The 24,176-nt window shown below is 52.1% G+C and carries 18 protein-coding genes; 9 read left to right on the top strand and 9 right to left on the bottom strand.

Translation table 11 applies throughout. The annotated features are described in order from the left end of the window. Positions 1 to 45: 45 nt before the first annotated feature. The 4 genes from N7387_RS10710 to N7387_RS10695 are packed head-to-tail and all read left to right on the top strand — an operon-like array spanning position 46 to position 3,191. Positions 46 to 831 carry an SDR family oxidoreductase gene (locus tag N7387_RS10710; RefSeq protein ID WP_262883763.1) on the top strand — a complete coding sequence of 262 codons (786 nt, stop codon included), beginning with the start codon at positions 46 to 48 and terminating at the stop codon, positions 829 to 831. A gap of 59 nt (positions 832 to 890) precedes the next feature. Next, positions 891 to 1,748, top strand: a complete 858-nt coding sequence (locus N7387_RS10705; RefSeq protein WP_262861587.1) for a co-chaperone YbbN — start codon at positions 891 to 893, stop codon at positions 1,746 to 1,748. 55 nt (positions 1,749 to 1,803) lie between these two features. Further along, positions 1,804 to 2,733, top strand: a complete 930-nt coding sequence (locus tag N7387_RS10700) for an SPFH domain-containing protein (protein ID WP_029990449.1) — start codon at positions 1,804 to 1,806, stop codon at positions 2,731 to 2,733. A gap of 5 nt (positions 2,734 to 2,738) precedes the next feature. Next, the gene (locus N7387_RS10695; RefSeq protein WP_025151682.1) at positions 2,739 to 3,191 is read left to right on the top strand and encodes an NfeD family protein; all 453 of its coding nucleotides are present in this window, start codon (positions 2,739 to 2,741) and stop codon (positions 3,189 to 3,191) included. 89 nt (positions 3,192 to 3,280) lie between these two features. On the opposite strand, the gene N7387_RS10690 is transcribed toward N7387_RS10695, so the two are convergent. From N7387_RS10690 to cueR, 6 genes are all read right to left on the bottom strand, one after another. Beyond that, positions 3,281 to 4,765 (bottom strand): C69 family dipeptidase, encoded by a 1,485-nt coding sequence (locus N7387_RS10690; RefSeq protein WP_279798851.1) that lies wholly within the window; start codon positions 4,763 to 4,765, stop codon positions 3,281 to 3,283. 248 nt (positions 4,766 to 5,013) lie between these two features. Further along, a complete protein-coding gene (locus tag N7387_RS10685) occupies positions 5,014 to 5,295 on the bottom strand; it encodes a type II toxin-antitoxin system YafQ family toxin (protein WP_279798849.1) in 282 nt (93 codons plus the stop codon). Next, positions 5,279 to 5,560: a type II toxin-antitoxin system RelB/DinJ family antitoxin gene (locus N7387_RS10680; RefSeq protein ID WP_279798847.1), complete on the bottom strand. Its 282-nt coding sequence runs from the start codon at positions 5,558 to 5,560 to the stop codon at positions 5,279 to 5,281. The genes N7387_RS10685 and N7387_RS10680 overlap by 17 nt, the downstream gene beginning before the upstream one ends. A gap of 198 nt (positions 5,561 to 5,758) precedes the next feature. Further along, complete coding sequence (locus tag N7387_RS10675) at positions 5,759 to 10,393, bottom strand: hemagglutinin repeat-containing protein (protein WP_279798845.1); 4,635 nt, start codon at positions 10,391 to 10,393, stop codon at positions 5,759 to 5,761. Positions 10,394 to 10,429: 36 nt separating this feature from the next. Beyond that, positions 10,430 to 12,118: a ShlB/FhaC/HecB family hemolysin secretion/activation protein gene (locus N7387_RS10670; RefSeq protein WP_279798843.1), complete on the bottom strand. Its 1,689-nt coding sequence runs from the start codon at positions 12,116 to 12,118 to the stop codon at positions 10,430 to 10,432. Between the two features lie 173 nt (positions 12,119 to 12,291). Further along, positions 12,292 to 12,708, bottom strand: coding sequence for a Cu(I)-responsive transcriptional regulator (gene cueR / locus N7387_RS10665; protein ID WP_262859110.1), 417 nt, complete (start codon positions 12,706 to 12,708; stop codon positions 12,292 to 12,294). Between the two features lie 141 nt (positions 12,709 to 12,849). Between cueR and copA the strand changes: the two genes are divergently transcribed. From copA to ybaK, 3 genes are all read left to right on the top strand, one after another. Beyond that, entirely contained in the window at positions 12,850 to 15,588 is a 2,739-nt protein-coding gene (gene copA, locus N7387_RS10660; RefSeq protein WP_279798840.1) for a copper-exporting P-type ATPase CopA, read from the top strand. A 140-nt stretch (positions 15,589 to 15,728) separates the two neighbouring features. Then, positions 15,729 to 16,538 (top strand): TraB/GumN family protein, encoded by an 810-nt coding sequence (locus N7387_RS10655; protein WP_262859108.1) that lies wholly within the window; start codon positions 15,729 to 15,731, stop codon positions 16,536 to 16,538. A 51-nt stretch (positions 16,539 to 16,589) separates the two neighbouring features. Beyond that, complete coding sequence (gene ybaK, locus N7387_RS10650) at positions 16,590 to 17,069, top strand: Cys-tRNA(Pro)/Cys-tRNA(Cys) deacylase YbaK (protein ID WP_279798837.1); 480 nt, start codon at positions 16,590 to 16,592, stop codon at positions 17,067 to 17,069. A gap of 60 nt (positions 17,070 to 17,129) precedes the next feature. Here the strand turns inward: ybaK and ushA are convergent, their stop codons facing one another. Next, on the bottom strand, positions 17,130 to 18,797 hold the full coding sequence (ushA, locus tag N7387_RS10645; RefSeq protein WP_279798835.1) for a bifunctional UDP-sugar hydrolase/5'-nucleotidase UshA: 1,668 nt from the start codon (positions 18,795 to 18,797) through the stop codon (positions 17,130 to 17,132). Between the two features lie 609 nt (positions 18,798 to 19,406). Between ushA and ybaL the strand changes: the two genes are divergently transcribed. Together ybaL and N7387_RS10635 are read left to right on the top strand one after the other, a co-directional pair. Further along, a complete protein-coding gene (gene ybaL, locus N7387_RS10640; protein WP_279798833.1) occupies positions 19,407 to 21,218 on the top strand; it encodes a YbaL family putative K(+) efflux transporter in 1,812 nt (603 codons plus the stop codon). 693 nt (positions 21,219 to 21,911) lie between these two features. Continuing rightward, complete coding sequence (locus N7387_RS10635; protein WP_214181181.1) at positions 21,912 to 22,202, top strand: hypothetical protein; 291 nt, start codon at positions 21,912 to 21,914, stop codon at positions 22,200 to 22,202. A gap of 112 nt (positions 22,203 to 22,314) precedes the next feature. Here N7387_RS10635 and N7387_RS10630 read toward each other — a convergent pair whose 3' ends face one another. Together N7387_RS10630 and N7387_RS10625 are read right to left on the bottom strand one after the other, a co-directional pair. Beyond that, complete coding sequence (locus N7387_RS10630) at positions 22,315 to 22,527, bottom strand: DUF1471 domain-containing protein (RefSeq protein ID WP_046893191.1); 213 nt, start codon at positions 22,525 to 22,527, stop codon at positions 22,315 to 22,317. Between the two features lie 244 nt (positions 22,528 to 22,771). Next, positions 22,772 to 24,082: an inosine/guanosine kinase gene (locus tag N7387_RS10625; protein WP_279798830.1), complete on the bottom strand. Its 1,311-nt coding sequence runs from the start codon at positions 24,080 to 24,082 to the stop codon at positions 22,772 to 22,774. Positions 24,083 to 24,176 lie beyond the last annotated feature (94 nt).

Below are 24,176 nucleotides of genomic sequence, written 5' to 3'. Positions count from 1 at the left end.
TAAATGATTTATTCATAATTTATAAGCAGTTAAGCAGGTAAAGAAATGCAAAAAGCCGTTTTGATCACCGGCAGCTCCAGTGGTATCGGGCTATGCGCGGCTAACACACTGAAACAACGGGGCTACCGTGTGCTGGCCGCCTGCCGCAAACCGGCGGATCTGGCGGAAATGGCACGCCTCGGGTTTGAGCCGGTGGAACTGGATCTGGACTGCCCGCAGAGTGTTGCCCGTGCCGCAGAGCAGGTACTGGCGCTCACGGATAACCGCCTGTACGGCCTGTTCAATAATGCCGGTTTTGGCCTGTACGGCCCGCTGGATACCGTCAGCCGCGAAGATCTGGAAAAACAGTTTTCTGCCAATCTGTTCGGCACACACCAGCTGACCACCCTGCTGCTGCCCGCCATGAAACAGGCCGGTGAAGGCCGGATCATCCAGACCAGCTCGGTAATGGGGCTGATATCCACCCCGGGACGCGGCGCCTATGCCGCCAGCAAATATGCGCTGGAAGCCTGGTCCGATGCCCTGCGGATGGAGTTGGCCGGCAGCGGGATCCGCGTCAGCCTGATTGAACCGGGGCCGATCACCACCCGCTTTACGGAAAATGTCACACAAACGATGCAGGATAAACCGGTCAAAAATCCGGGCATTGCCCGTCTGTTCACCGGTAAACCGGAGGATGTGGTGAAAAAAGTCATCCATGCCCTAGAGCACCCGCACCCGAAAATACGCTATCCTGTTACGGGTCTTACCGTGATCGTGATGTGGCTCAGACGCCTGCTGCCGTTGTGGCTGATGGATAAAATACTCAACAAAAGATCCTCTGCTGCTTGAAATGCCGCGCTGCGCCCAGATGTTAATAAAAAGTCCGCTACTTTATTAAGAGAATGAATATGTTATCAAACGCACATATCACAGACGTCAACGAAACCAATTTACGCCAGGTTATTGAATCTTCCATGCAGGTGCCGGTGGTCTTTTTCTTCCATTCCGCACAGTCCCCGCAGTGTCAGGAACTGGGCACCATTCTGGAAAAAGTGGCTGCTGACTATGCCGGGATGATGATCCTCGCCAGAGTGAACTGCGATACCGAGCAGATGATCGCCTCACAATTCGGCCTGCGCGCCGTACCGACCACCTATCTGTTCCATCAGGGACAGCCGGTCGATGGTTTTGAGGGGCCGCAGAATGAAGAGACCGTCCGTCACTTCCTGGCCAAATTCCTGCCGTCTGAATCTGAAATCAAAACCGGTCAGGCGATTGAACTGATTGAAGCCGGTGATTTTCAGGCCGCCCTGCCGCTGCTGCGTGAAGCGCATCAAGCTGAGAGTAACAACAGCGAAATCACCCTGCTGCTGGCACAGACACTGATGGAAGTGAAGCTGTCGGAAGAAGCTGAAAAAGTATTGAAGTCCGTCCCGATTCAGGATCAGGATACGCGCTATCATGGTATCTTATCTCAAATTGAGTTACAAAAGCAGGCCGCAGACACCCCGGAAATCCAGGAACTGCAAAATACCTTTGCGGCGGAGCCGGAGAATGCGGAGCTCGCGGTACAGCTGGCGCTGAAACTGCATGAAGTACACCGCAATGATGAAGCCCTGGCGCTGTTATTCAGCTTCCTGAAGAAAGACCTGGCAGCTGCGGAAGGTCAGGTGCGTAAAACCATGATGGATATTATGGCGGCAATGGGGACTGCAGATAATACTGCCGCATCTTACCGCCGTAAGTTATACTCGTTACTGTACTAATTAATCACCTTACTGAATTATTCAATTTATTCATTACTTATAAGGATTTTGGCTCATGGATTTGTTCTCGCTGGGTTTTGTCCCGATTATTATTCTTATCGCCATCATTATTGTGGCGACCGGTGTCAAAACTGTACCGCAGGGCTTTCAGTGGACTGTTGAGCGTTTTGGCCGTTATACCCGTACACTGCAGCCGGGCCTGCATATCATCGTGCCGTTTATGGATCGTATCGGCCGTAAAATTAATATGATGGAACAGGTTCTTGATATTCCGTCACAGGAAGTTATCTCCCGCGATAACGCCAACGTCACCATCGACGCCGTCTGTTTTATTCAGGTCATTGACCCGGTGCGCGCCGCGTATGAAGTCAGCAACCTGAATTTAGCGATTATCAACCTGACCATGACCAACTTCCGTACCGTTCTCGGTTCGATGGAGCTGGATGAAATGCTGTCTCAGCGTGATTCTATCAACTCCCGTCTGCTGCATATCGTGGATGAAGCCACCAACCCGTGGGGGATTAAGATCACCCGTGTTGAAATCCGTGACGTGCGTCCGCCGAAGGAACTGGTGTCTGCGATGAACGCCCAGATGAAAGCAGAACGTACCAAACGTGCCGATATCCTCGAGGCGGAAGGTATACGTCAGGCTGCAATCCTGAAAGCAGAAGGTGAAAAACAGTCTCAGATCCTGAAAGCAGAAGGTCTGCGTCAGTCTGCCTTCCTGGAAGCAGAAGCCCGTGAACGTGCAGCTGAGGCGGAAGCCCGCGCCACCCAAATGGTATCGGATGCTATCGCTGACGGTAATATGCAGGCGATTAACTACTTTGTGGCACAGAAATATACTGATGCACTGACCAAAATCGGTGCAGCGGAAAACAGCAAAGTCATTATGATGCCGCTGGAAGCCAGCAACCTGATGGGGGCTATCGGCGGTGTGGCAGAAATGTTCAATGTGTCAAAAGACACTAAAGGTCAGGGTTAATCCGCATGATTGAAATGCTCGCATCACAGGCGGTCTGGTTCTGGCTCTGTTTCGGCGGCATCCTGCTGATTCTGGAGATGCTCGGTACCGGAGGTTATCTGCTCTGGAGTGGTGTGGCGGCACTGGTCGTCGCACTGCTGGCGTGGATTGTGCCGGGACTGACACCCGAGTGGCAGGGCATTATTTTCGCGGTGATGACGGTGATTTGTGCGGTGTTGTGGCGTAATTTTCAGCGCCGCCGCCAGCGTAATGACAGCAGTTCACCGAACCAGGTCAATCACAAGCTGATTGGCCTGCGCGCTGCGCTGCTGACAGAGACGGAAGAAGGTTACAGCCGTATCCGCCTCGCCGACGGCAGCTGGCGGGTTTACAGCCGGTCACCGCTGCCTGCCGGTACGGAAGTGGAAGTGATTGCCGTTGACGGTATTACACTGACCGTCCGCGCCGTCAGCCGGTAACTGACCGGAAAGATCATCATAAAACGGCCTCTGGTGACAGAGGCCGTTTTTATTTATCTTAATAATCTTGTCTCAATAACCTTACCGCATCACGCACCTTTAAAACGGTAGCGTTCATTCACGGAATTGGTCAGATCCTGCATAATAATATTGGTCAGTTTATCGGTGGTATTTAATGCATCCTGCATCACTTTATTCTGGAAGTCCTGTAACAGTTGTTTGGCCTTAGCCGGGTCTGTTTTATAAATACTCAGATACTCTTTTTCCATTGCCTGTTGTTCTTTGGCAAACTGAGCTTCCTGTTTGCTGTATTCCGCCTGCACAATTTTCGAATACTTATTAAAGTCGATCATCGCCAGTGTCTGTAATTTACGGAATTTCCAGTGCGCGGAGGCATTATCCGCCTGCGGCGAACCGATGGTATAGGCTTCCGTGTAGCTGTCCGGCCCGTAATAGACAGGAACATAAACGGATAATGTCGGCATACCGAAAGCGATATAACGGACATTACCGATTTCTTTCGGTAAATCTTTGCGTACCTGTAAAATATGGGAGTGCTGGGTTCTGAATACCGAGATTGGACGTTTGGTGGTATCCGGATAGGTGGTGGCATACGGAGATGTGCCGACATTCTCATAATGGTTACGCAGCCCGGCTTTAATATCTTCCAGCCCCAGTTTTTTCGCCGGTTTTAAGAAAACAGGGAAATCATTGGATTTCACATCGTTAAAGTCGGTCTTAATTTCCGGGTTATACATTTTTTGCAGCACTAACACACGCGGGTAGTTGTAATAACCGTCACTTTTCGCGTCATCTTTGGTATAGGCTTTTTTGAAATTAAACTCACCGTCTTTTTTCGGATCATATAAACCGTTTTTCTCAGCAAAGGAAATCAGTGTCGGAGATGACAGGTAATTCTCTTTGTCATTGATATCAAATTTTTCCAGGCGGCCCTGGTTTGCGGTGACGTAATAGGTATTGGCCGGGATTTTCGCCGCCATCCATTGGTGACCGCTGCCGGTTTCCAGATACCAGATCCCGTCTTTATCAATAAAGGCCACACCGAAACCTTCACCGGCCCCTTTTTCTTCGATAATTTTCCCTAACCGCATCACCCCTTCTTTTGCGGAAGAGACATACGGTAATACCACATCCGGAATCGCATCTTCAATAATCCCGGTATCTTCGACATACGGGTCAATTTTTAATGAGGCATCATTGGCAAAAATCGTTTCTGTGGCACTGATCCCGACACCTGCGTCATTAAAACCGTTGGAACTGAAACGGAACTGACCTTTATCATTCCATTCCGGGATAGTGGTATAGCGCATTGCCTTTTCCGGCAGGGTATAGGTGAATTTATTTAAGTTAGTTTTAAACTCAGTGTCTTTATTTATTTTTTCCTGATTCACCTGCAACACTTTCGGGTTTGCCGGATTCATATCTTCATTGCGGGCAATATATTGCGCACCATCTGAAGACGCATTTTCACCGACAAAAATAGAGGTACACGCCGTTGCATCAGAAATCACCAGTGCAGCCCCCACAGCAAGAGATAAAACACTACGTTTCATAGAGAACACCTTCCATTGAGTTGTAAATTGCGCTTACGCTATCCATTACCCGCTGAATTTTCTTTTACGCAGATCGCATAATGCAAAGTCAATCACTGGATTATTCGCAAAATAGGGTGTATTTCACTAAATTATTATTTTTTACGGATAAGTGTTTTGATTAAAATGACGGATTATTTTTTCAGCCGGGGAATTGATCGGAAACAAAAAAGAGAAACAGAGATAATCTATTTTACCTGAGGTAAAAATTAAAAAATTTCACTGTGAGATCCGAGACGAGCCAGTTTCAGACAACGATCACCTTGTTTTTTATAAATCAAAATCAAATCAGGATAGAGGTGGCAATCACGAAATGTACGCCAATTTCCTTTAAGCGGATGATCAGCGTATTTTTCAGGTATAGGGAGATCATTTACCAATATATTCAGGATATTCTGCAGACTGTCATTTAACATCATACGGTAAATACCCTTAACTTCCCGTTTATAATCTTTTTTAAACTGAGATGAACGTTCAATCGTCCTTGCCATCCTGCAGATCCGCCATTAAATCTGAAATACTGTCAAATTTTTTGCCTTTCCCGCACTCCAACTCTTCTATTGCGGCCAAGGTACGTGCAGCATGACGATATTGTGTGCTTTTCACACAAAATGGCATCGCTTTCTGTTCAACAATCTGAATCATCAACATTCTTATCGCGTCACTCACTGTTAAGCCCATCGATTCAAGCGTTTCAATCGCTTCTGCTTTCAGCTTCGGATCAATTTTTGCTCTGACATATTCCACTTTAGACATAACCAGCCCTCAAAGCAGGTGAATAAACAGACGATAGTGTAGTCATACCGTAGTCATTCCACAATCAGATTAAGTACAGCCGAACTGATGATCCTGATCATAACCACAGCCATATAAACAATTTTTAAACCGCGCCGGATTGTCACATAAAAAAACGGCCCGCAGAGGGCCGTTTTATCTTACTGAATAAACTAATAATTACTTCACTTTACTGTTCACACTGCTGTGATCATTCGTGACAGAAATTCCCACCGGGGATTTTCCGTTGACGATCCCGTCCTTAACCGCACTGATCGCCTGTCCGGCGTTGAGCGGGAGTTCGCCGTGAATGCGGGTGCCGGTTTCTTTGACTGCCACTGAACGCATTTCGGTGTTCCCGTCATCCGGCAGACCGTCCAGCACCGCACCGGTCAGGATAGTGCTGCCGCCGGTACGCAGTTTGCCCTGTTCACGGGCGGTCAGACCGGATTGCTGTCCCACCTGTTCTGAGGAGCGGGTTTCAAAGGACGCTTTAACATTGCCGGTCATCCCGGCAGGGGATGTCAGACCGGATTTCACTTTATCTGCCATCGTACCTGCACCGGCTCCGGCATTTTCCCGCACAGAATCCGCCGCTTTATCCAGCCCGTTTTCCAGACCCGCTTTGATGTCATCCGCGAACTTCGGCGTACCGGCATTGGCCAGTTGTGCGAGGGTACTGCTGCCCTCATCATTGGTATGTGCCGCCGACAGATCCGCGTCAACGTTCAGAACGGATTCGGTGTTAGTCCGGCTTTCCACGATCAAATCACCACCGACACGCCCGCTGACCGTATCCGCCGTCAGTTTCCCGCCCCGGATCTGCGTGTCATTGCGGCTGTTCAGTGTCAGATTACCGCTGTCAGCAAGGGCGTTTTTCTGCGTCACCGTCTGCTGATTGTCGATCCCGCCCTTCAGACCGGCACTGATATTATGCCGCGAACCGGTTTCCGGATTTTCCGTGCTGCGTGAGGTGCCGATATTCAGGTTTCCGCCCGCATTCCTGTTGGCTTTGTCCGTGGTTTTCTGTGCCGATTCAATCACAATACCGCCGTCACGGGCAGTCAGTGCGGTATTTTGTGCATCAATCTGCGTGCCTTTCAGATGCAGCGCATCATCCCGCATGCCGTCCGCAGAAACAGAAACAGTACCGCCGCTGCGCAGACTGCCACCGCGCTGGTTAGTCACGTTTTCAGACTGTTTGCTGATACTGAAATCCGCACCGCCGCCGAGTTTGCTGCCGGTCTCTGTTTTACCACCATTAGCCTGTACACCACCGTGCCACTGGTGTCCGGAAAGGGTATTCGTGCTCTCCGCGCTGTTAAGCAGCGTGTTGTGCCCGCTTTTCACCGTCATATCCCCGTCACTGCTGATATCAGTACCGTTAGCGATCAGGTCGTTTCCGGCCTGTAATACCACGCCGGTTTTGCCCTCAATCACACCGGTTTTCGCCGTCGTGCCGCTTTCGTTATACACTTCACGTCCGCCGCTGAGGCCACCACCGGCATTTTTCGGGTTGAGCGATTCCACATTTACCTGCGCCCCGGCATCATAACCGCTGACGGTTTTGCTGTGAGTATCACCCGCCTGATCCAGCGTCAGATTGTCACCGGCACGGACAGAAATGTGTCCTTCCTCACTGCGCAGTGTATCGCCCTGCAATGCCGCATCACGCCCCGCCTGCACAGAGATACCCCCTTTCGCCGACAGTGAACCGGTTACCGCGTTACTGCTGCTCTCTGTTGCCAGACGATGACCGCCGCTGCCTTCCGCGCTGATCGCAACATCCTGTCCGGTGGATGTCGCCACACGCAGACTTCCTTTACCCTCTGTCACAGATTCAGCGTGATGATGTGTATCCGCTGCCGCCACTGACTGATAATCGCCGGTATTGATCGCAATACCGCCGTTATCCGCCCGGTACTGTGTTCCTTCATCAAGAACACGATCCGTCGCGTTCACGGCAACCGATCCTGCATTAACAGAGGTGGTTTTCGCCTGTGTGTTTTCGCTGATGGTCTGCCGGTTTTCCCCTTTGCCGCTCAGATCCACGCCAATATCCGGCAATCCGGTGGCAGCAGCACTGTCAGCCACCCCGGCAATATTGCCTTCCGCGATATTTTCACCGGCTTTCGCCAGCGGACGGGAGACTTTACTGTAATCCAGCGAAACACCGAGGCTGCCTTCACCGCCTTTGGTGGTTTCGGTGGTGCGATCACGGTTGTGCGCTGCCCGGTGTTCCGAGGTCTGCGCCGTTTCCGTATAAGCGCCGCCCACCGTGTGTGACACGCCCTCCTGAGAAAGCGTTTTACCGGCGGTCAGGGTGAGATTGCCCTTCACCTGTGTGCCGGAGGTCACCGCCTGATGCTGCTCCTGTGTTTTACCGGTTTCAGTGTGACCACCGCTCAGCCCGCCGCCGAGTTTGTCCATGCCGCCGGTCAGATAAATACCGCCGTGAGATTCCCCTTTCTGCTGTGTCCGGGTTTCACGGTTATCCGCTGCGTTCAGGGTGATATTTTCAGCCGAAAGCGCCGCATCCCCCTGCGTGGTGGTCAGAGAGGAGCCGGTCAGCGTGAGATCGTTTCCGGCGGTGACAGAGACACTGCCGCCTTTGAGTTCACTGCCCTGCTGCGTGACAGAATCCTGCTTTTGCGTTTCACGGGTATGGCTGATATCCAGACCGGCGCGATATTGTTTATCTTCATCCTCTTTGGCATAACCGCTGATTTTCAGTGTGGTTTCTGTTTTATCAGATTGTTTTTGTGCCTGTGCCGCACGGACATTGATATCGCCGAGGGTATCAATTTTCAGTGTGCCCGCACTTTCAATCAGGCTGCCGGCGATGGTGATATCATTTTTCCCTGCCAGCCGCAGATCCGCCTCCGATTTCAGCTCGCTGCGCTCAATGCGGGTATCTTCACTGTTTTCGCGAAGGGTGCTGCGGGTGATGTTAAACGCACCACCATCACGGTTATCAATGTGTTTTGCTGTCCGGCTGATGCCGCTTTCAATCACCAGCGCGCCCTGCCCGGTCTGCACCAGACTGTCCTGTGTGCCTTTTACCTTACTGCCGGTGACGGTCACGCCGTTGCCGCCGGAAAGCCAGAGCTTACCGCCTGCGGTAACGTCAGAGCCGTGCGCCGTCTCTTCCGTGGTGGCCCGGTTTTCACGGGAGCCGCCGCCGATACCGCCCCAGGATGTCACGTTCTCCTTGTGGCCCTGATGCTGTGTCGCGGTTTGCGTGCCGATAGTGAGATTATTGCCGCTGTTAATGATCATATCCTGTCCGGCGTGTACCTGTGCCGCCTGAGCCCGGATGTCATGACCGGCATTCAGTCCCAGATTACCGCCTGCCGTCAGTTCCGTTTTCACCAGTTGCTCTTTTGACGTGATATCGTCGTGTGTGCCGCTGAGCAGTTTTGCCGTCTCATTGCGTTTATTGCCGGACACCGTTTGTGTGCGGGAGTTGGTCACGCTCTCAAGCCGGATATCCCCTTTGGCATCCGCACTGAGATGCGTTCCGGCCACCAGTATTGCCCCTTTCAGGGTAATATCACCGGTTTTGGCCGCCAGGCGGATATCACCGTCAGCCCGGAGATTGCTGGTTTCCTGCCGGATGCTTTCGTCTTTACGGGTTTCGTTATTTTCCCACGACATCTTCCACTGATTAGTGGTGCGGGTGTCTGACTGCGCAACCTGGTCGCTGTCGAGCGTGATGGATCCGGCCTGAACGGCAATCTCCAGCCCGTTCAGATCCGTGCCGGTCAGCCGGGCTTCCTGCTGTGCCACCAGTGTGATATTTTTGCCGTCCAGCGAGGTGCGGGTGTAGCGCCCCTGCCGGGTTTCGCCGGTGACCGACTGCCCGCTGCGTTTGTCTTCTGTCCGCTGATGTTCGTTACGCAACTGTCCTTCTGTGCGCAGCGTATCGCCGCTCAGGCGGATATCCCCGCCGGTGATCTGTGCGCCGGTCAGTGTTAAAGCGCCCTGTGACTGCGCATCGAAACCATTCACGGCATCAATATTACCGGCCAGCTTCACGCCGCTGCCCTGCGCGGTATTCACCAGACGGATTTTCCCCGCGCGCATGCCGCCCAGATAATAGCTGTCCAGCGGAACCGCATTTTCCCCGGCAGAAATGGTCTGCATATCAGCGGAAACCGTATTGTTCCCGGTGATCACATTCAGTGCCGCCGCGCGGATCTCCCCGTCGGCATTAATCGCAGGCGCGACCAGATCCAGCACCTTACCGGTCGTGATCCCGCTATGTCCGATCGTCAGTGAATTTGTATTATCCGGCGTACTGTACGCACTGATCATCCCGTTCTCAATCAGCGGATTACCCACGATCAGCCCGGCATTATTGGTATTGATAAAACCGCAGCCCTGACAGCTGATCCCGTTCGGGTTGGCAAGGATCAGATCAGCCGCCATGCCGAACACTTCCTGCTGACCCAGCAGCAGAGAGGGGTTACGGCTGATCACCTCGTTGAGGATCACCCCGGCAGCCTGCCCGTTCAGGTTTTTGTTAGCCTCCAGCATGCCCGCCAGTTGCGATTGCCCGGCGGTCAGGGCGTTATTAAAGACCGCACCCTGATTATCCACATTAAAATCAAGATACTGGTTATGAGACAGCCCGCTACTGTTCGGCGCTGTAATATTGACAATATCCGTTCCGTTCACCTGAGAAACCCCGGGGCCGTTCAGGCCGCCGTCCGCCACAATCCCTGCGGCTGCGCTGTTCAGCGTGACAAAGGCCAGCGCCATCCACGCGGCCACCTTACCTGAAGAAGAGAGTTTAAAGCGTTCTTTTTTCATTGTATTTCCTTACCATCCAACGACTGACGGAGCCGATCAGAACTGATATCCCAGGCGCAGGGAAAACAGGGTGTCCTGTGCGGGCAGTGCCGCCACAGAGGTCCGGGCGCGGCTGATTTGCGCATCCAGCTGTGCGCCGCCGTAACTGACATTCACCCCTGCGGCAATACCCGCGGCAGACTGCCATCCCGCCTGCCCGGACTGAGCCATAACCCGTCCGTAGTCCGCACCGGCGCGGGGCGTTACCGTGATCCCCTGCCGGACAAAACGGCGGGAAAGGGTGTTTTGCCAGTACCATCCCTTATCCGCCGATAACGAGCCGTCGTGAAACCCTCTGATCGCGCTGTTATCCGACAGTGTCAGCCACTCCACCCCGGGGAGATGATCCTGTGTGTACTGACCGGCCAGATGACTGCTGAACAGCCAGGTGTCTTCCGACAGCGAAAACTGCTGAACATAGCTGAGTGAAAATTTGCCTTTGGTGTATTGCGGATCCGAGCCCGGCAGCGTGTTCCGGGTATCCGCCCCGAACAGTGTGGTGCCCTTTTCCGCCGATAAAGAGGTGCTGATAACGCCGCCCGGCACCAGAATCAGTCCGGTGTAACCGGCTTCGGCGATACTCAGGGACGGGCTGCTGACACCAATCAGTGTGTCATTGAGGTAGTTGCGGCTGCGTTTGTGTGTCATCTGCGCCATCAGTGAATCAATCCGTGAGCGGTTACGGAAGATAACATAATCCGCGCGCAGTGCGGCCTGAGCGCTGTCCCCGCGCAGAATGACGTGGTTATAACGCAGCGCCTGACTGATGCGGTAACGGGAAAGACTGCCGTAAGTGCTGACCGTCAGTGCGCCGTAAGGCACGGAGTAGAACAGCATGCCGGAGCGGCTGTAACGCGCCGCCGGGTTACCGGTTGTGGCGGAGCCGCTCAGGCTGACAAAATCAGATAATCCGGCCGGGCTGTCTGCGGTAACCGCGGCGCGGATAACATTGCGTCCGGTACTTTTCTGTCCGTAATTATCTGCGCTGAGAGAAAAACCGGCCGGGGTACCACGCTGATTAACCAGCCGGATCACCGATCCTCCCGGTTCGCTGCCGGGCAGAATATCCATCGTGACATGATTGGATTTCAGGCGGTTTGCCTGATCCAGCCCCTGCTCCAGTTCGGTGATTTTCAGCGGCTTACCGGCCAGAGCGGGAAACAACAGATCCGTATTAACGCCGCGATCCGCGCCGTCGATCCGCTCCACCGTTCCTTCCGTCACGCCGATCCCCAGCTCGTGATAATCGTTAACCGGCAGAAAACGGATCCGCGCGGTGATATAGCCTTTCTCCAGATACCGCTCCATCAGTTCCGCCACCAGCACATTAATATCACGGCTGCGGATACAGTCTGCGGGCAGTGGTGAAAGTGAGCGGAAGTCGTCCTGAGATAACAGTGTGATACCGGAGAGATACACGCCGCTGACCGGCAGACAGTGTTCATTCTCTGCCGCACGCAGTAACGGCTCTGCGGGGGTGATCGTCGTCTGTGGCTTACTCAGTTGCCGGTAAGTCTGCTGTTCCAGCAGATCACTGACCTGTTGTGCGGCATCCTGCATCGCCCGGCGCGAGGCATCAGCGCCCGGATTTTCCGCCGCAGCGGGGAAAGGTGCCGCATATACTAACGGGCAGAAAAACAGCCCCGGTAATACGATGCAGCGGAATAATGTCAGCAGTTTGGTCAATTCGTCTTACTTATCCTTTGCGTCAGTTACCGCCGCAGCGGACAGAAACGCCGTTTTTCTCCGGTATAACACCGGATGAAAAAAGCCGCGCTTTTATCTGTTATCGGCAGAAATAAGAAAAACTTAACCGGCAGGATGTAAGACGGCGTCCGCCCGGCGGGCAGACGCGCAGATTATTTATGGCAGGCGGGTTTACTGTGGCGGCAGCCGGAAAGATGCTCAATGATCGGACACTCGGCGCTGTCATCCCCGGGACAGGATTCCGCCAGCGCCAGCAGGCGGTCACGGATAGCCGTGAGCTCCGTAATGGTTTTTTCAATCTGCTTCACTTTACCCAGTGTCGCCGATTTCACATCCGCCGCATGGCGGTTCGGATTACGGAACAGCGATAACAGCTCGCGGCACTCATCCAGCGTGAACCCGACCTCTTTTGCCTGGCGCAGCAGGGTCAGTTCATCCACATGCCGCTCACTGAAATACCGGTATCCGTTCTCACCCCGTTCCGGTGGCGTGATCAAAGATTTATCTTCGTAAAAACGGATCGCTTTTGGCGTTAAACCCGTTTTTTGTGCAATATCGCTGATATTCATAACTTCTCCTTGACCTTACCCTTGAGGGAAGGTTTAACATCATCGTAAATCAAAATTCCCGTTCCCCCGAACAGAATTTTTTCTCTTGCGCCGTGTGCTGTTCTGCGGCGTGATGATGCGAAACATGTAAGGAAAAAAAGTATGGCTAATACCACTATTCTTGCGTTACAGGGGCTGTCCTGCGGACATTGCACCGCCAGTGTGAAAAAAGCACTCGACGCCCGCCCGGATGTTGAATCTGCGGTGGTCACCCTTGATTTCGCCAAAGTGACCGGCGATGCGGATGCGCAATCCCTCATCAGTACTATCGAAGATGCGGGTTACGAGGCTCAGATTGCAGATAAACCCGGTACAATTTTACAGCTTTCCGGGCTGAATTGTATGAAATGTGCCGCGAAAACGCAAAGTGCATTAGAAGCGGTTGACGGTGTTGCGGCTGCGGTGGTTGATACCAAAGAAGCGAAAGTGTACGGCAGCGCTGATGCACAGGCCTTAATCAGTGCAGTGGAAGCCGCCGGTTATCAGGCAGTGGTGGCGGGAGAAAACGCCTCCCCAAAATCTGAACCGCTGACGCCGTCTCAGACTGAGTCAGCGGCAGCGGAGCACTGCGACATTCCGGCCACGCCTGACAATACCCCTGCCATGCCGGTAATTGAAGAGGACGACGACAGTCTCTCCTTTCTGCTCGACGGTATGACCTGTGCAAGCTGTGTCAGCAAAGTACACAAAGCGCTGCTCAGTGTGGACGGCGTGGAAAATGCCCGTGTGAACCTCGCGGAACGCAGTGCGCTGGTCACCGGTCACGCTTCTGCGGAAGCGCTGATCGCCGCCGTGGAGAAAGCCGGTTACGGCGCAGAGCTGATTCAGGATGATGCCAAACGCCGTGAGCGCCAGCAGGAAGTGGCGGTCGCTAACATGAAGCGGTTCCGCTGGCAGGCGACTCTGGCACTGGCGGTCGGTATCCCGGTCATGATCTGGGGGATGATCGGCGACAATATGATGCTGACCCCGGCGAACCACGGGATCTGGCTGACCATCGGGATCGTCACCCTGGCGGTGATGGTTCTGGCGGGCGGACATTTCTACCGCAGCGCCTGGCAATCCCTGAAAAACGGCAGTGCAACGATGGATACCCTGGTGGCGCTCGGCACCGGCGCCGCGTGGCTCTATTCCATCACGGTAAACCTCTGGCCGGACGTGTTCCCGCCGCAGGCGCGTCACCTCTATTATGAGGCCAGCGCCATGATTATCGGTCTGATCAACCTGGGTCATATGCTGGAGCAGCGTGCCCGTCAGCGTTCATCAAAAGCACTGGAGCGCCTGCTGGATCTGACTCCGCCGACCGCCCGTGTGGTGACAGCGGAAGGGGAAAAAGATGTACCGCTGGCTGATGTGCAGCCGGGGATGATCCTGCGCCTGACCACCGGTGATCGCGTACCGGTCGATGGTGAGATCACGGAAGGCGAAGTGTGGATGGATGAGGCAATGCTGACCGGGGAGCCTATCCCGCAGCAGAAAACCACCGGCGATACCGTTTCTGCCGGGACCACCGTGCAGGACGGCACCGTGCTGTTCCGGGCCGCCGCGGTCGGCAGCAAAACCACGCTGGCACGCATCATTAAACTGGTGCGCCAGGCACAGAGCAGTAAACCGGAAATCGGTCAGCTGGCGGACAAAATCTCAGCCGTCTTTGTACCGGTTGTGGTGGTTATCGCTCTGATCGCCGGTGCCGTCTGGTACTTCTTCGGCCCTGCGCCGCAGATAACCTATGCGCTGGTGATTATTACCACGGTACTGATTATCGCCTGTCCGTGTGCGCTGGGGCTGGCAACGCCGATGTCGATAATTTCCGGGGTCGGACGCGCCGCTGAGTTTGGTGTGCTGGTACGGGATGCGGATGCGTTACAGCAGGCAAGCACCCTCGACACCATTGTTTTCGACAAAACCGGAACCCTGACCGAAGGGATGCCGCAGGTAACGGAAATCCATACCTTTAATGGTTTCAGTGATGATGATGTACTGCGTCTCGCAGCAGCACTGGAAAGCGGTTCTAATCACCCGCTGGCCCGTGCCATCACTGAACGCGCGAAGGCGCTGACACTGCCGTCTGTCACGCAGTTCCGTACCCTGGCGGGGATGGGGATCAGCGGGGAGTCTGAAGGCCGGACACTGCTGCTGGGTAACCATGCACTGATGCAGGCACAAAAAATCAGCACCGCCGGGGAAGCGGATGCGCTGGTGCAGTCACAGGCCGGCAAAGGCGTGACCCCGGTCATGCTGGCGGTTGACGGCAGAATCGCGGCGATTCTTTCCATCCGTGATCCGCTGCGTGAGGACAGTGTCAGTGCGCTGGCGCGTCTGCACAAACAGGGATACCGACTGGTGATGCTGACCGGGGACAACGAAGTGACCGCCCGGGCTATCGCCAAAGAAGCCGGTATTGATGAAGTGATCGCCGGTGTACTGCCGGACGGCAAAGCCGCTGCCATTGAAAAATTACAGCAGGCCGGACGCCGTGTCGCGATGGTCGGTGACGGTATCAATGACGCACCGGCACTGGCACGGGCAGATGTGGGGATCGCCATGGGCGGCGGCAGTGATATCGCCATCGAAACGGCAGCAATCACCCTGATGCGTCACAGCCTGCACGGTGTGGCTGATGCGGTGGCTATCTCGAAAGGGACACTGCGCAACATGAAACAGAACCTGCTGGGTGCCTTTATTTATAACACCCTCGGGATCCCGATCGCCGCCGGGGTGCTGTTCCCGTTCACCGGCACACTGCTGAATCCGGTCGTGGCAGGGGCGGCAATGGCGCTGTCATCCATTACCGTGGTCAGTAACGCCAACCGGCTGTTACGTTTTAAACCGAAAGATTAAATCATCAGTCACTATCTTAAGGGAGCGAATACTTCGCTCCCTTATTTTTTTCCTGCTGATTAACCGGATATGACTTATCAGGGTTGAAAAAAAAGTGCGCTTGCAGTCAACTAAGGTATCGTTTCACGACAGGAGTCGTCATGAAAACACTGTTCCGCCGGCTGAAAGATTACCTTATCCCGCCTGATCCGCAGGGTGGCTGCACCTGGCCCTCGGTTGACCTCACATTGCCGGGGGATATCTCACTGCATCTGGTCGGCAGTATTCATATGGGGTCGGAAGCCATGTATCCGCTGCCCGGCCCGCTGCTGGAAAGAATTAACCATGCTGATGGCCTGATTGTGGAAGCCGATATTACCCGTCCGGCACCACCGTTCCCGGGACAAGACCCGGAATCCCCCCGTCTGCCGGTAAGTGAGCGCTTACCGGAGCACCTGAGAAACGACTACCGCCGGTATTGTGAGGAACAACGCCAGCCGGTACAGACCCTGGATACCCTGCCTGCCTGGCAGGTGGCGCTGATCCTGCAGTCCGCCCAGGCACAAAGTCTCGGGCTGCGGCCGCATTACGGCATTGACTATCAGATGCTCAATGCCGCTCACGGACAGAATATCCCTGTTTTTGAGCTGGAAGGCACACAGGCACAGCTGCAGATGCTGCTGGATTTCCCGGACGAAGGACTGAGCCTGCTGGAAGATACCCTGGCCTACTGGCATGACAATGCGCGGGCACTTCAGATTATGCTCGGCTGGTGGCTCGATTACCGGCCGGAAAAACTTGCGCAGCCACTGCCCGCCACCTTCAGCGAGCAGACATATCAGCATCTGATGATAAGCCGCAACGACGCCTGGAAAACCCGGCTGACGCAACTGCCGCCCGGCAATTATGTGGTGGCGGTCGGGGCACTGCATCTTTACGGCGACCATAATCTGCCGTCCATTTTGTGTTAAACTGGCAGGCCTTGTGACACTGCCGTCTGAATTATCTGCAAGGAAAGACCTATGACACCGGCTGTAAAACTTCTGGAAAAAAACCGGATTTCATTCATCCTCCATCCTTACGAGCATGATCCGAATGATCATAATTTCGGTGATGAAGCGGTTCGCAAACTCAATCTCGATGCCCGTCAGGTATACAAAACCCTGCTGGTGGCACTGAACGGTGATAATAAACACCTCGCCGTGGCCGTCACCCCGGTATCAGAACAGCTTGATTTAAAAGCCGTGGCTAAAGCCCTTGGTGTGAAAAAAGCGGAAATGGCCGATCCGGTGAATGCACAGAAAGTCACCGGTTATCTGGTGGGCGGGATCAGCCCGCTGGGGCAGAAAAAACGTCTGCCGACCCTGATTGATGAGGGGGCTCAGGAATTTGCCGCTATTTTCGTTTCCGGCGGCAAACGCGGCCTGGATATCGAACTGGCTCCGCAGGATCTGGCGAAAGTGCTGGACGGGAAATTTGCCCCGATCGCGAAACGGGACTGATAAACCGAATAAAAACCGGGGGTTGAAATGCCCCCGATTTTTTATAACTCAGACAGTCAATTAGTTGTTTTTATAAATAATTTCACCTTTCGGTTCATAATCTGTGGCTTTCAGCGGTGAATGCGCTTCAATATAGCCTTTCAGCACTTCTGCATCAACAAAGCCGGTATTGACATAGCCCGGATGAGAATCAATTTTCGGATAACCATCCCCGCCGATCGCATTGAAGTTCAGTGTCGCCATACGGTAGGTTTTGGCCGGATCCAGCGGTTTGCCGTCAATCGTCACATCACTCACCGAACCGTCTTTATTCAGGGTCAGGCCGACATTATAAAACTGCGCATAAGCCCCTGAATCGGTTTTCATATTTGCCACGGCGGTCAGATACGGCAGTACTTCACTGCCTTTGAAATCGATATACACCAGTTCATTAGCAAACGGCTGCACTTTCAGCACATTTTTGTAGGTGATATCGCCCGGCTCGATAGAGTCACGCACACCGCCGCCGCTCATAATGGCGAAATCCGCATTCGCACGCTCTTTTTGTGCAGCCAGCAGCAGGTGCCCCATGCTGGTCTGTTCAAAACGAACTTTACTGCGATCACCTTCCAGTTTGCGGTCAACCGAGCCGACTTTAATATTCAGCTGCTCATCACCCTTTTCCTGATACGGTGTCAGCAATTTCAGCATTTCCGGACTTTCGCTGATTTCAGCGGTGTAATACACCCGCTCTGATGTGCCATCTTCTTTGGTGACTTTCTTCTTCAGGTTCACCGGGATAAGCTGATAGTGCTTCAGCGTGAACTCACCGTTGCGGAACTGAAAATCCGCCCGTCCCACATACTTGCCCCATTCATGAGCCTGCACAATCCAGGTGCCGTTCTGGTTATCCGGCGCACACGGGGTGCCGGGAACGTAATCGGCGATTTTATAATTCTTGTTTTCCGGCTGCATACAGACCGGATCCTGTGAGTGACCGCCGACAATCATATCCAGATAACCTGCCGGCAGGCTGCGCGCCATTTCCACATCCCCCGGGGCGTTGGAGCCGTGATTGCTGTCATCGTAGTGACCCATATGGGTGGCGGCGATAATGATGTCCGGCTTTTCAGTTTCGCGCAGGGCTTCAACCACGTTTTTCGCTTCGTCTGCCGGGGCACGGAATTCGGTATCCGGGAAGTTACCCGGGTTCCCGATTTTTGCCGTATCATCCGTTGTCAGACCAATTACCGCGATTTTCACGCCCTGTTTATCAAAGATGGCATACGGTTTAAACAAACGTTCACCGGTGCTTTTTTTATAGATATTGGCGGACAGGAACGGGAATGTGGCCCATTTTTCCTGAATACGCAGCGTTTCAAGCGGATTATCAAATTCGTGGTTACCCAGCGCCATTGCATCATAACCGACCAGGTTCATCCCTTTGAAATCCGGCTCGGCATTCTGTAAATCAGATTCAGGCACACCGGTATTGATATCACCGCCGGAGAGCAGCAACAGTGACCCGCCCTTCTCTTCCACCTCTTTACGGATACCATCCACCAGCGTTTTCTGAGCGGACAGGCCATATTCACCGTGATCGTTCTGCCAGAAATGGCCGTGGTGGTCATTGGTGTGCAGAATGGTGATGTCATAGGTTTTATCTTTTTCCCAGGCATTCGCCAGCGCCGGAAAAAGTATTGCAGATACCGCCAGCGCACAGGCTGTGGTTTTCAGTGTAAATGTCATGGTCATTCCCTGTGTGTCTGAATAATGATACCGGCACAGAAACAACTCTCTCCGGCGTTCTGCTGAAAGTATGATGAAAATTCACAAATTTTTACACCGGTTATGGTAAACACAGTAAAAAAAAGTGCGACCTGAATCAATATTTTGTCATTTTCCGGATCCGCACAAATACGAGAACGTATCCTTAAAAAATCTTTAAATATCAATATGCAACAGAGAAAAATCGGGTATTTATTCACCCGGTGACAGTGCGGCTATTTTGTACTGCGAAGAGATTACCGTACTGTTACCGGCATAAATATCGCAATTAAACCTGTTTTTTTCAGGTTATTTTTATAAATATATCATTATCGATATTAAAAACAGATTAAATAACCTCAACGCATTGTTAACTAACAATAATGTAAAAAATTAAAGTAAACCAATGATGGCAGCAACGGGGATCACAAAGAGCAGAATAAGCTGAAAATAGTTAAAGCTGAATGGTATCTGCTGTTAAGCCCTGTTTTTTACATAATTAGTTATATTTTTAACGCGATTTATATCACGAAAACATGTATTATATTTATAGTCAGCCCACATCTGTTCACACCACAAATCAAAAGGAGAATGAAAAAAGTGCATTCAACGCCTCTTATCACAACCATTGTTGGCGGTCTCGTTCTCGCTTATTTACTCGGTATGTTAGCGCAGCGGTTAAAGATTTCCCCGTTAGTGGGTTATCTGGCGGCGGGTGTGTTAGCAGGCCCTTTTACCCCGGGATTCGTTGCCGATGCGTCTCTGGCACCGGAACTGGCGGAAATCGGGGTTATTCTGCTGATGTTCGGGGTCGGACTCCATTTTTCACTGAAAGATCTGCTGGCGGTTAAAAATATCGCTATTCCCGGCGCTATCTGTCAGATAGCTGTCGCCACTATTCTGGGTCTCGGCCTTTCCGGGCTGTTCGGCTGGGGATTATTTACCGGGATCGTATTTGGTCTGAGCTTATCCACCGCGAGTACCGTGGTGCTGCTGCGTGCCCTGGAAGAGCGGCAGCTGATAGAGAGCCAGCGCGGTCAGATAGCTATCGGCTGGCTGATTGTCGAAGACCTTGCCATGGTGTTAACCCTGGTACTGTTACCGGCTGCCGCCTCTATCATTAATAATCCGGAATCCAGTGCCAGCACATCAGAACTGCTGATGAGCCTGGGCGTTACTATCGGTAAAGTCGTGGCATTCATCCTGATTATGATTTTTATCGGCCGCCGTGTGATCCCGTGGTTACTTGCCAAAACAGCTGCTACCGGCTCCCGCGAGCTGTTTACCCTGGCAGTGCTGGTGCTGGCGCTGGGTATTGCTTATGCCGCCGTCGCCCTGTTTGATGCCTCATTTGCCCTCGGCGCGTTCTTTGCCGGTATGGTGCTCAATGAGTCAGAGCTGAGCCACCGTGCCGCGCAGGATACCCTGCCGCTGCGTGATGCCTTCGCCGTACTGTTCTTTGTCTCTGTCGGGATGCTGTTTGACCCGATGGTGCTGATTAACCACCCGCTGGGCGTGCTCGGTGTACTGGCAATTATTATCATCGGTAAATCCGCCGCTGCTCTGCTGCTGGTGAGGATGTTCGGCCACAACCGGCGAACAGCCCTGACTGTTGCCGTCAGCCTTGCGCAAATCGGGGAATTCGCGTTTATTCTCGCCGGAATGGGGGTCACGCTGGAAGTCCTCAACCGCCAGGCCAATGACCTGATCCTCGCCGGTGCGATTGTCTCTATCATGCTCAACCCGGTGCTGTTTACGCTGCTGGATCGCTATCTGGATAAAACCGAGACGCCGGAAGAGCAGCAGGAAGAGGAAACGCTGGAAGAAATCACCCAAGTGCCGGTCAATATCTGCGGACACACCATTATTGTCGGTTATGGCCGTGTCGGTGCGATGCTGGCGGATAAGCTGCATAATAAAGGTTATCCGGTTGTGGTGGTGGAAGATACCCGCGCCCGTTTCGAGGAACTCGCAGAACGCGGCTACCCTTCCGTGATGGGTAACGCGGTGGCACAGGATGTACTGGATCTTGCCCGTGCCGATTGCGCCAGTGCGCTGCTGCTGACTATTCCGAACGGCTATGAGGCCGGTGAGATTGTCGCCAAAGCCCGCGCCATGAATGCGCATATGACGATCATTGTCCGCGCGCATTATGACGATGAGCGTACCTATATTATGGAGCGCGGTGCAAACCGTGTGGTGATTGGTGAGTTTGAAATCGCCCGTGCAATGAGCTCTTTGCTGACGGAAAACCAGACTGACCATGAGTTCGGCTGCCCGGTCAATATCAATCCTGCGGCGGAAGCAGAGGCTGAAACTGAAGGCCGTTCACTGCATGATATGCTGCGCAAACCTGAAGCAGATGCCGCCCCGGAAAACCAGAATCCGCATCCGTCGGCATAATCTGTTTTAACCTGCTGAAATACAAGCCCGGTCTGACCGGGCTTTTTTATGCGCATATAAAAAATCCTGCCGGAGCAGGATTTATATCAGAGGATAATAAAAAGATACTCAGTCACTGAACACCATTATTTGTGCAGTTCTGCCGTCATAATCACAATTATCAGTCGTACGGGAAATAAAATATAATATAAACACCAGATAAAATGGATTTTATTATGTTATTTTATGATATTTGTTATATTTTAATTGATAATTAACACAGCAATTGTTAATTTTATTAAATTACCTGAGAATAGTCAGTACCCCATCAGGTGAAAATATAATAATATCTGTCATTGTCATGAGTTTTAAGAAATACACACCGTGAAAAATCGTTACTACTTTGCTCCTGAGGAGGCGCTATGCCTGATTCTGGTCAGTATTTTATTGCAGTGCTACTGAGTCTTGTGAATATCATATATTTCAGAAAAATAATACTAAAACAAAAAATAATAAATAGAGTTATTATATCTGTAATTGTATCAACGCTATTTGTTACATTGTTTCCTCTTTTAAAGACAAGTGTATTAAAAGAGATGTATTTTAATTTTTCATTTTACACAGATACTAATTATTCTATCTCGGTTATTACAGGGAGTGTTATTAATCTGATCTCACTATGGGTATCCGATTCTGTAAAAAGAATTAAATAATATGAAATTATTAACTAAGCATATGATGGAAAATGTTTCAGGAGCAGGTAATCAGAATAATATTGATAATATTAAATTTATAAATGACCTTGTGTTAACAGCAGCAATAGGGGCTGCAATGACACCGGCTGCACCAGTCGTGGGGGCCGGGACTGCTGTAGTGGGCAGTTTAATTCATGATGGTATAAAACAACTTCCTGTCAATGTACCGATACCTGTACTTGTTAATCCGACACAAATCACACCTGAGCAGATGGAAATGTACAGAAATTATTTTAATTCGCAGAACTAAACATCAGCTACAAGCCCGGTCTGACTGGGCTTTTTATATACACATAAAAAATCCTGCCGGAGCAGGATTTATATCAGAGGATAATAAAAAGATACTCAGTCACTGAATACCATTATTTGTGCAGTTCTGCCGTCATAATCACATTATCAGTCGTACGGGCGCTGGTGATGGTATAACCGGAAGCTCCGCTTTCCTGTGCTTTTTCAGCAATTTTTGCTTCAGCAGATGTCAGTGTGTCACTGGTGACAGAGACTGATTCAGCAGAAGCCGCAAAGGAAAACAGTGTCAGAGCAGAAGCAGTAATCAGTGTTTTTACAGTATTCATGGTCATTTCCTTGTTACATTCAATAAAGGGTATATTTCATCTGGCAAGCCTCTCTTGCCGAGAATGACCAAAGCTTAAACCTCAACATAACCTGAGGTTAAAGCGAATTTTTCACCTCAACTTCATCAGTAAAGTTGATGATACCGATGTGTAACACAGATTATCCTTATAGGTAATATATTGAGCTATCTGTTATTGCCCATAAAAAACGCCGGAAAATTCCGGCGTTTTTCAATTATCTTTATCAGCGTTCCCAGTATGACTCTTCCAGACTGTCTTCGCGATCCGGTAACCCTTTGGTCAGACGCGGTGAGTGCTGAATCAGTACCTGATAGCTGACACGGTTGGCATATTTGCAGACCTGCGCCAGAGAAGAGTAGGTCAGATAGCGGCGCTGGTGCTTACTGGAGTTCGGAATATTCATCCGGTGATAGCTGTTGGCCGTAATGTCATGCAGTAATGCCGATAATGCCCCGTCGCCGGCACCGTTGGTGTTCATTATCTTATCCGGGCCGCCCATATAAGGCTCGATATGGGAATAGACCCGCGCTGCATCCTGACAATCTTTCTTACGCATTGCACGGCTGAATTCATAACGGTTAAATTCCGCCAGTGCGCCCGGTAACAGCGGGTGGGTAGTTTCGCGCATAAATTCTTTTTCTGAATAACCAGCCATATATAACCCGGCAGGACCTGCGGTACACAGCACCAGATCCACCCAGTCAAGGGCTTTATCTGACGCCAGAAGCGGGTCGGCAATTCCGGTCAGTGCCAGCGCTTCTTCTTCATTCATTGCCAGCACAGAAATATTTTGCGCGAGGAAATCACGCCACCACTGCGGATCTTCCGCGATCACATGTTTGGTGCCCAGTGTCAGGATCACCGGCACATCATGTTTTTTCGCGTATTCAATGGCTTTCATGGTGGCATCCGGCATCGGTTCGCCCGGTTTGCAGCGCACCAGATAGGCGGTCAGCACCAGTGCCGAGGCTTCCGCAATGATCGCTTCCGGAATGCTTTCCGGACGCAGCTGGTTCATCAGCCCGGGGCTGATGGCAAATGTCCGCTCGCCGTTTTCACTGATCAGAGTAAAGCAGCGGCCAATCGGGCCGTCAACACCCTGTAAATAGTTAAGATCCATACGACTGGATGTATTGCACAGATAATAATAGGCATAGCTGCCAATCTGAATATTATTGCACATGGTACCCAGCAGCACAGAACGGTCGTCTGCCAGGACGGAATAATTGTGGAGAGTATTACCGATAGTGCCGCCGGCAAATTCATGCGTGATCAGCGAACGCCCGATCAGCTCCCGGTAGAGCTCTTCAGCCACATCATCCTCAATGACCAGCGAATGCCCACGGCTGAGCTGATAACGGCGGATAAAATCATCATCCACGTTGGCTTCAATATCCACCAGCGTCTGATCAATACCCACGATATAGGCGCGGGTATTTTCATCATCTTTCATCAGCTGGACGGGCTGTAATAACGGGTCACGCAGGCTGACCGGGAAATAGTGTTTGGATTTGCGTCTGCCGGGGAATTTCATAAAGGTTCATGGCCGGAAAAAAAGATGCCGCATTTTATCATAACCGGACGAAGAATGTGAGCGGACAGAACCCTCAATGTCCGCTCAACCGGAA

It is taken from the genome of Morganella sp. GD04133 (assembly GCF_029835375.1).
In the GTDB taxonomy this organism is placed as follows: domain Bacteria; phylum Pseudomonadota; class Gammaproteobacteria; order Enterobacterales; family Enterobacteriaceae; genus Morganella; species Morganella morganii_B.
Note: the sequence above shows the minus strand (reverse complement) of the source record. Positions and strands in the feature narration are given on the sequence as shown.

What these genes read in the sequence shown, in the direction of transcription:
- N7387_RS10710 (WP_262883763.1), top strand. Translation starts at nt 46, where the DNA reads ATGCAAAAAGCCGTTTTGATCACCGGCAGCTCCAGTGGTATCGGGCTA.
- N7387_RS10705 (WP_262861587.1), top strand. Translation starts at nt 891, where the DNA reads ATGTTATCAAACGCACATATCACAGACGTCAACGAAACCAATTTACGC.
- N7387_RS10700 (WP_029990449.1), top strand. Translation starts at nt 1,804, where the DNA reads ATGGATTTGTTCTCGCTGGGTTTTGTCCCGATTATTATTCTTATCGCC.
- N7387_RS10695 (WP_025151682.1), top strand. Translation starts at nt 2,739, where the DNA reads ATGATTGAAATGCTCGCATCACAGGCGGTCTGGTTCTGGCTCTGTTTC.
- N7387_RS10690 (WP_279798851.1), bottom strand. Translation starts at nt 4,765, where the DNA reads ATGAAACGTAGTGTTTTATCTCTTGCTGTGGGGGCTGCACTGGTGATT.
- N7387_RS10685 (WP_279798849.1), bottom strand. Translation starts at nt 5,295, where the DNA reads ATGGCAAGGACGATTGAACGTTCATCTCAGTTTAAAAAAGATTATAAA.
- N7387_RS10680 (WP_279798847.1), bottom strand. Translation starts at nt 5,560, where the DNA reads ATGTCTAAAGTGGAATATGTCAGAGCAAAAATTGATCCGAAGCTGAAA.
- N7387_RS10675 (WP_279798845.1), bottom strand. Translation starts at nt 10,393, where the DNA reads ATGAAAAAAGAACGCTTTAAACTCTCTTCTTCAGGTAAGGTGGCCGCG.
- cueR (WP_262859110.1), bottom strand. Translation starts at nt 12,708, where the DNA reads ATGAATATCAGCGATATTGCACAAAAAACGGGTTTAACGCCAAAAGCG.
- copA (WP_279798840.1), top strand. Translation starts at nt 12,850, where the DNA reads ATGGCTAATACCACTATTCTTGCGTTACAGGGGCTGTCCTGCGGACAT.
- N7387_RS10655 (WP_262859108.1), top strand. Translation starts at nt 15,729, where the DNA reads ATGAAAACACTGTTCCGCCGGCTGAAAGATTACCTTATCCCGCCTGAT.
- ybaK (WP_279798837.1), top strand. Translation starts at nt 16,590, where the DNA reads ATGACACCGGCTGTAAAACTTCTGGAAAAAAACCGGATTTCATTCATC.
- ushA (WP_279798835.1), bottom strand. Translation starts at nt 18,797, where the DNA reads ATGACATTTACACTGAAAACCACAGCCTGTGCGCTGGCGGTATCTGCA.
- ybaL (WP_279798833.1), top strand. Translation starts at nt 19,407, where the DNA reads ATGAAAAAAGTGCATTCAACGCCTCTTATCACAACCATTGTTGGCGGT.
- N7387_RS10635 (WP_214181181.1), top strand. Translation starts at nt 21,912, where the DNA reads ATGAAATTATTAACTAAGCATATGATGGAAAATGTTTCAGGAGCAGGT.
- N7387_RS10630 (WP_046893191.1), bottom strand. Translation starts at nt 22,527, where the DNA reads ATGAATACTGTAAAAACACTGATTACTGCTTCTGCTCTGACACTGTTT.
- N7387_RS10625 (WP_279798830.1), bottom strand. Translation starts at nt 24,082, where the DNA reads ATGAAATTCCCCGGCAGACGCAAATCCAAACACTATTTCCCGGTCAGC.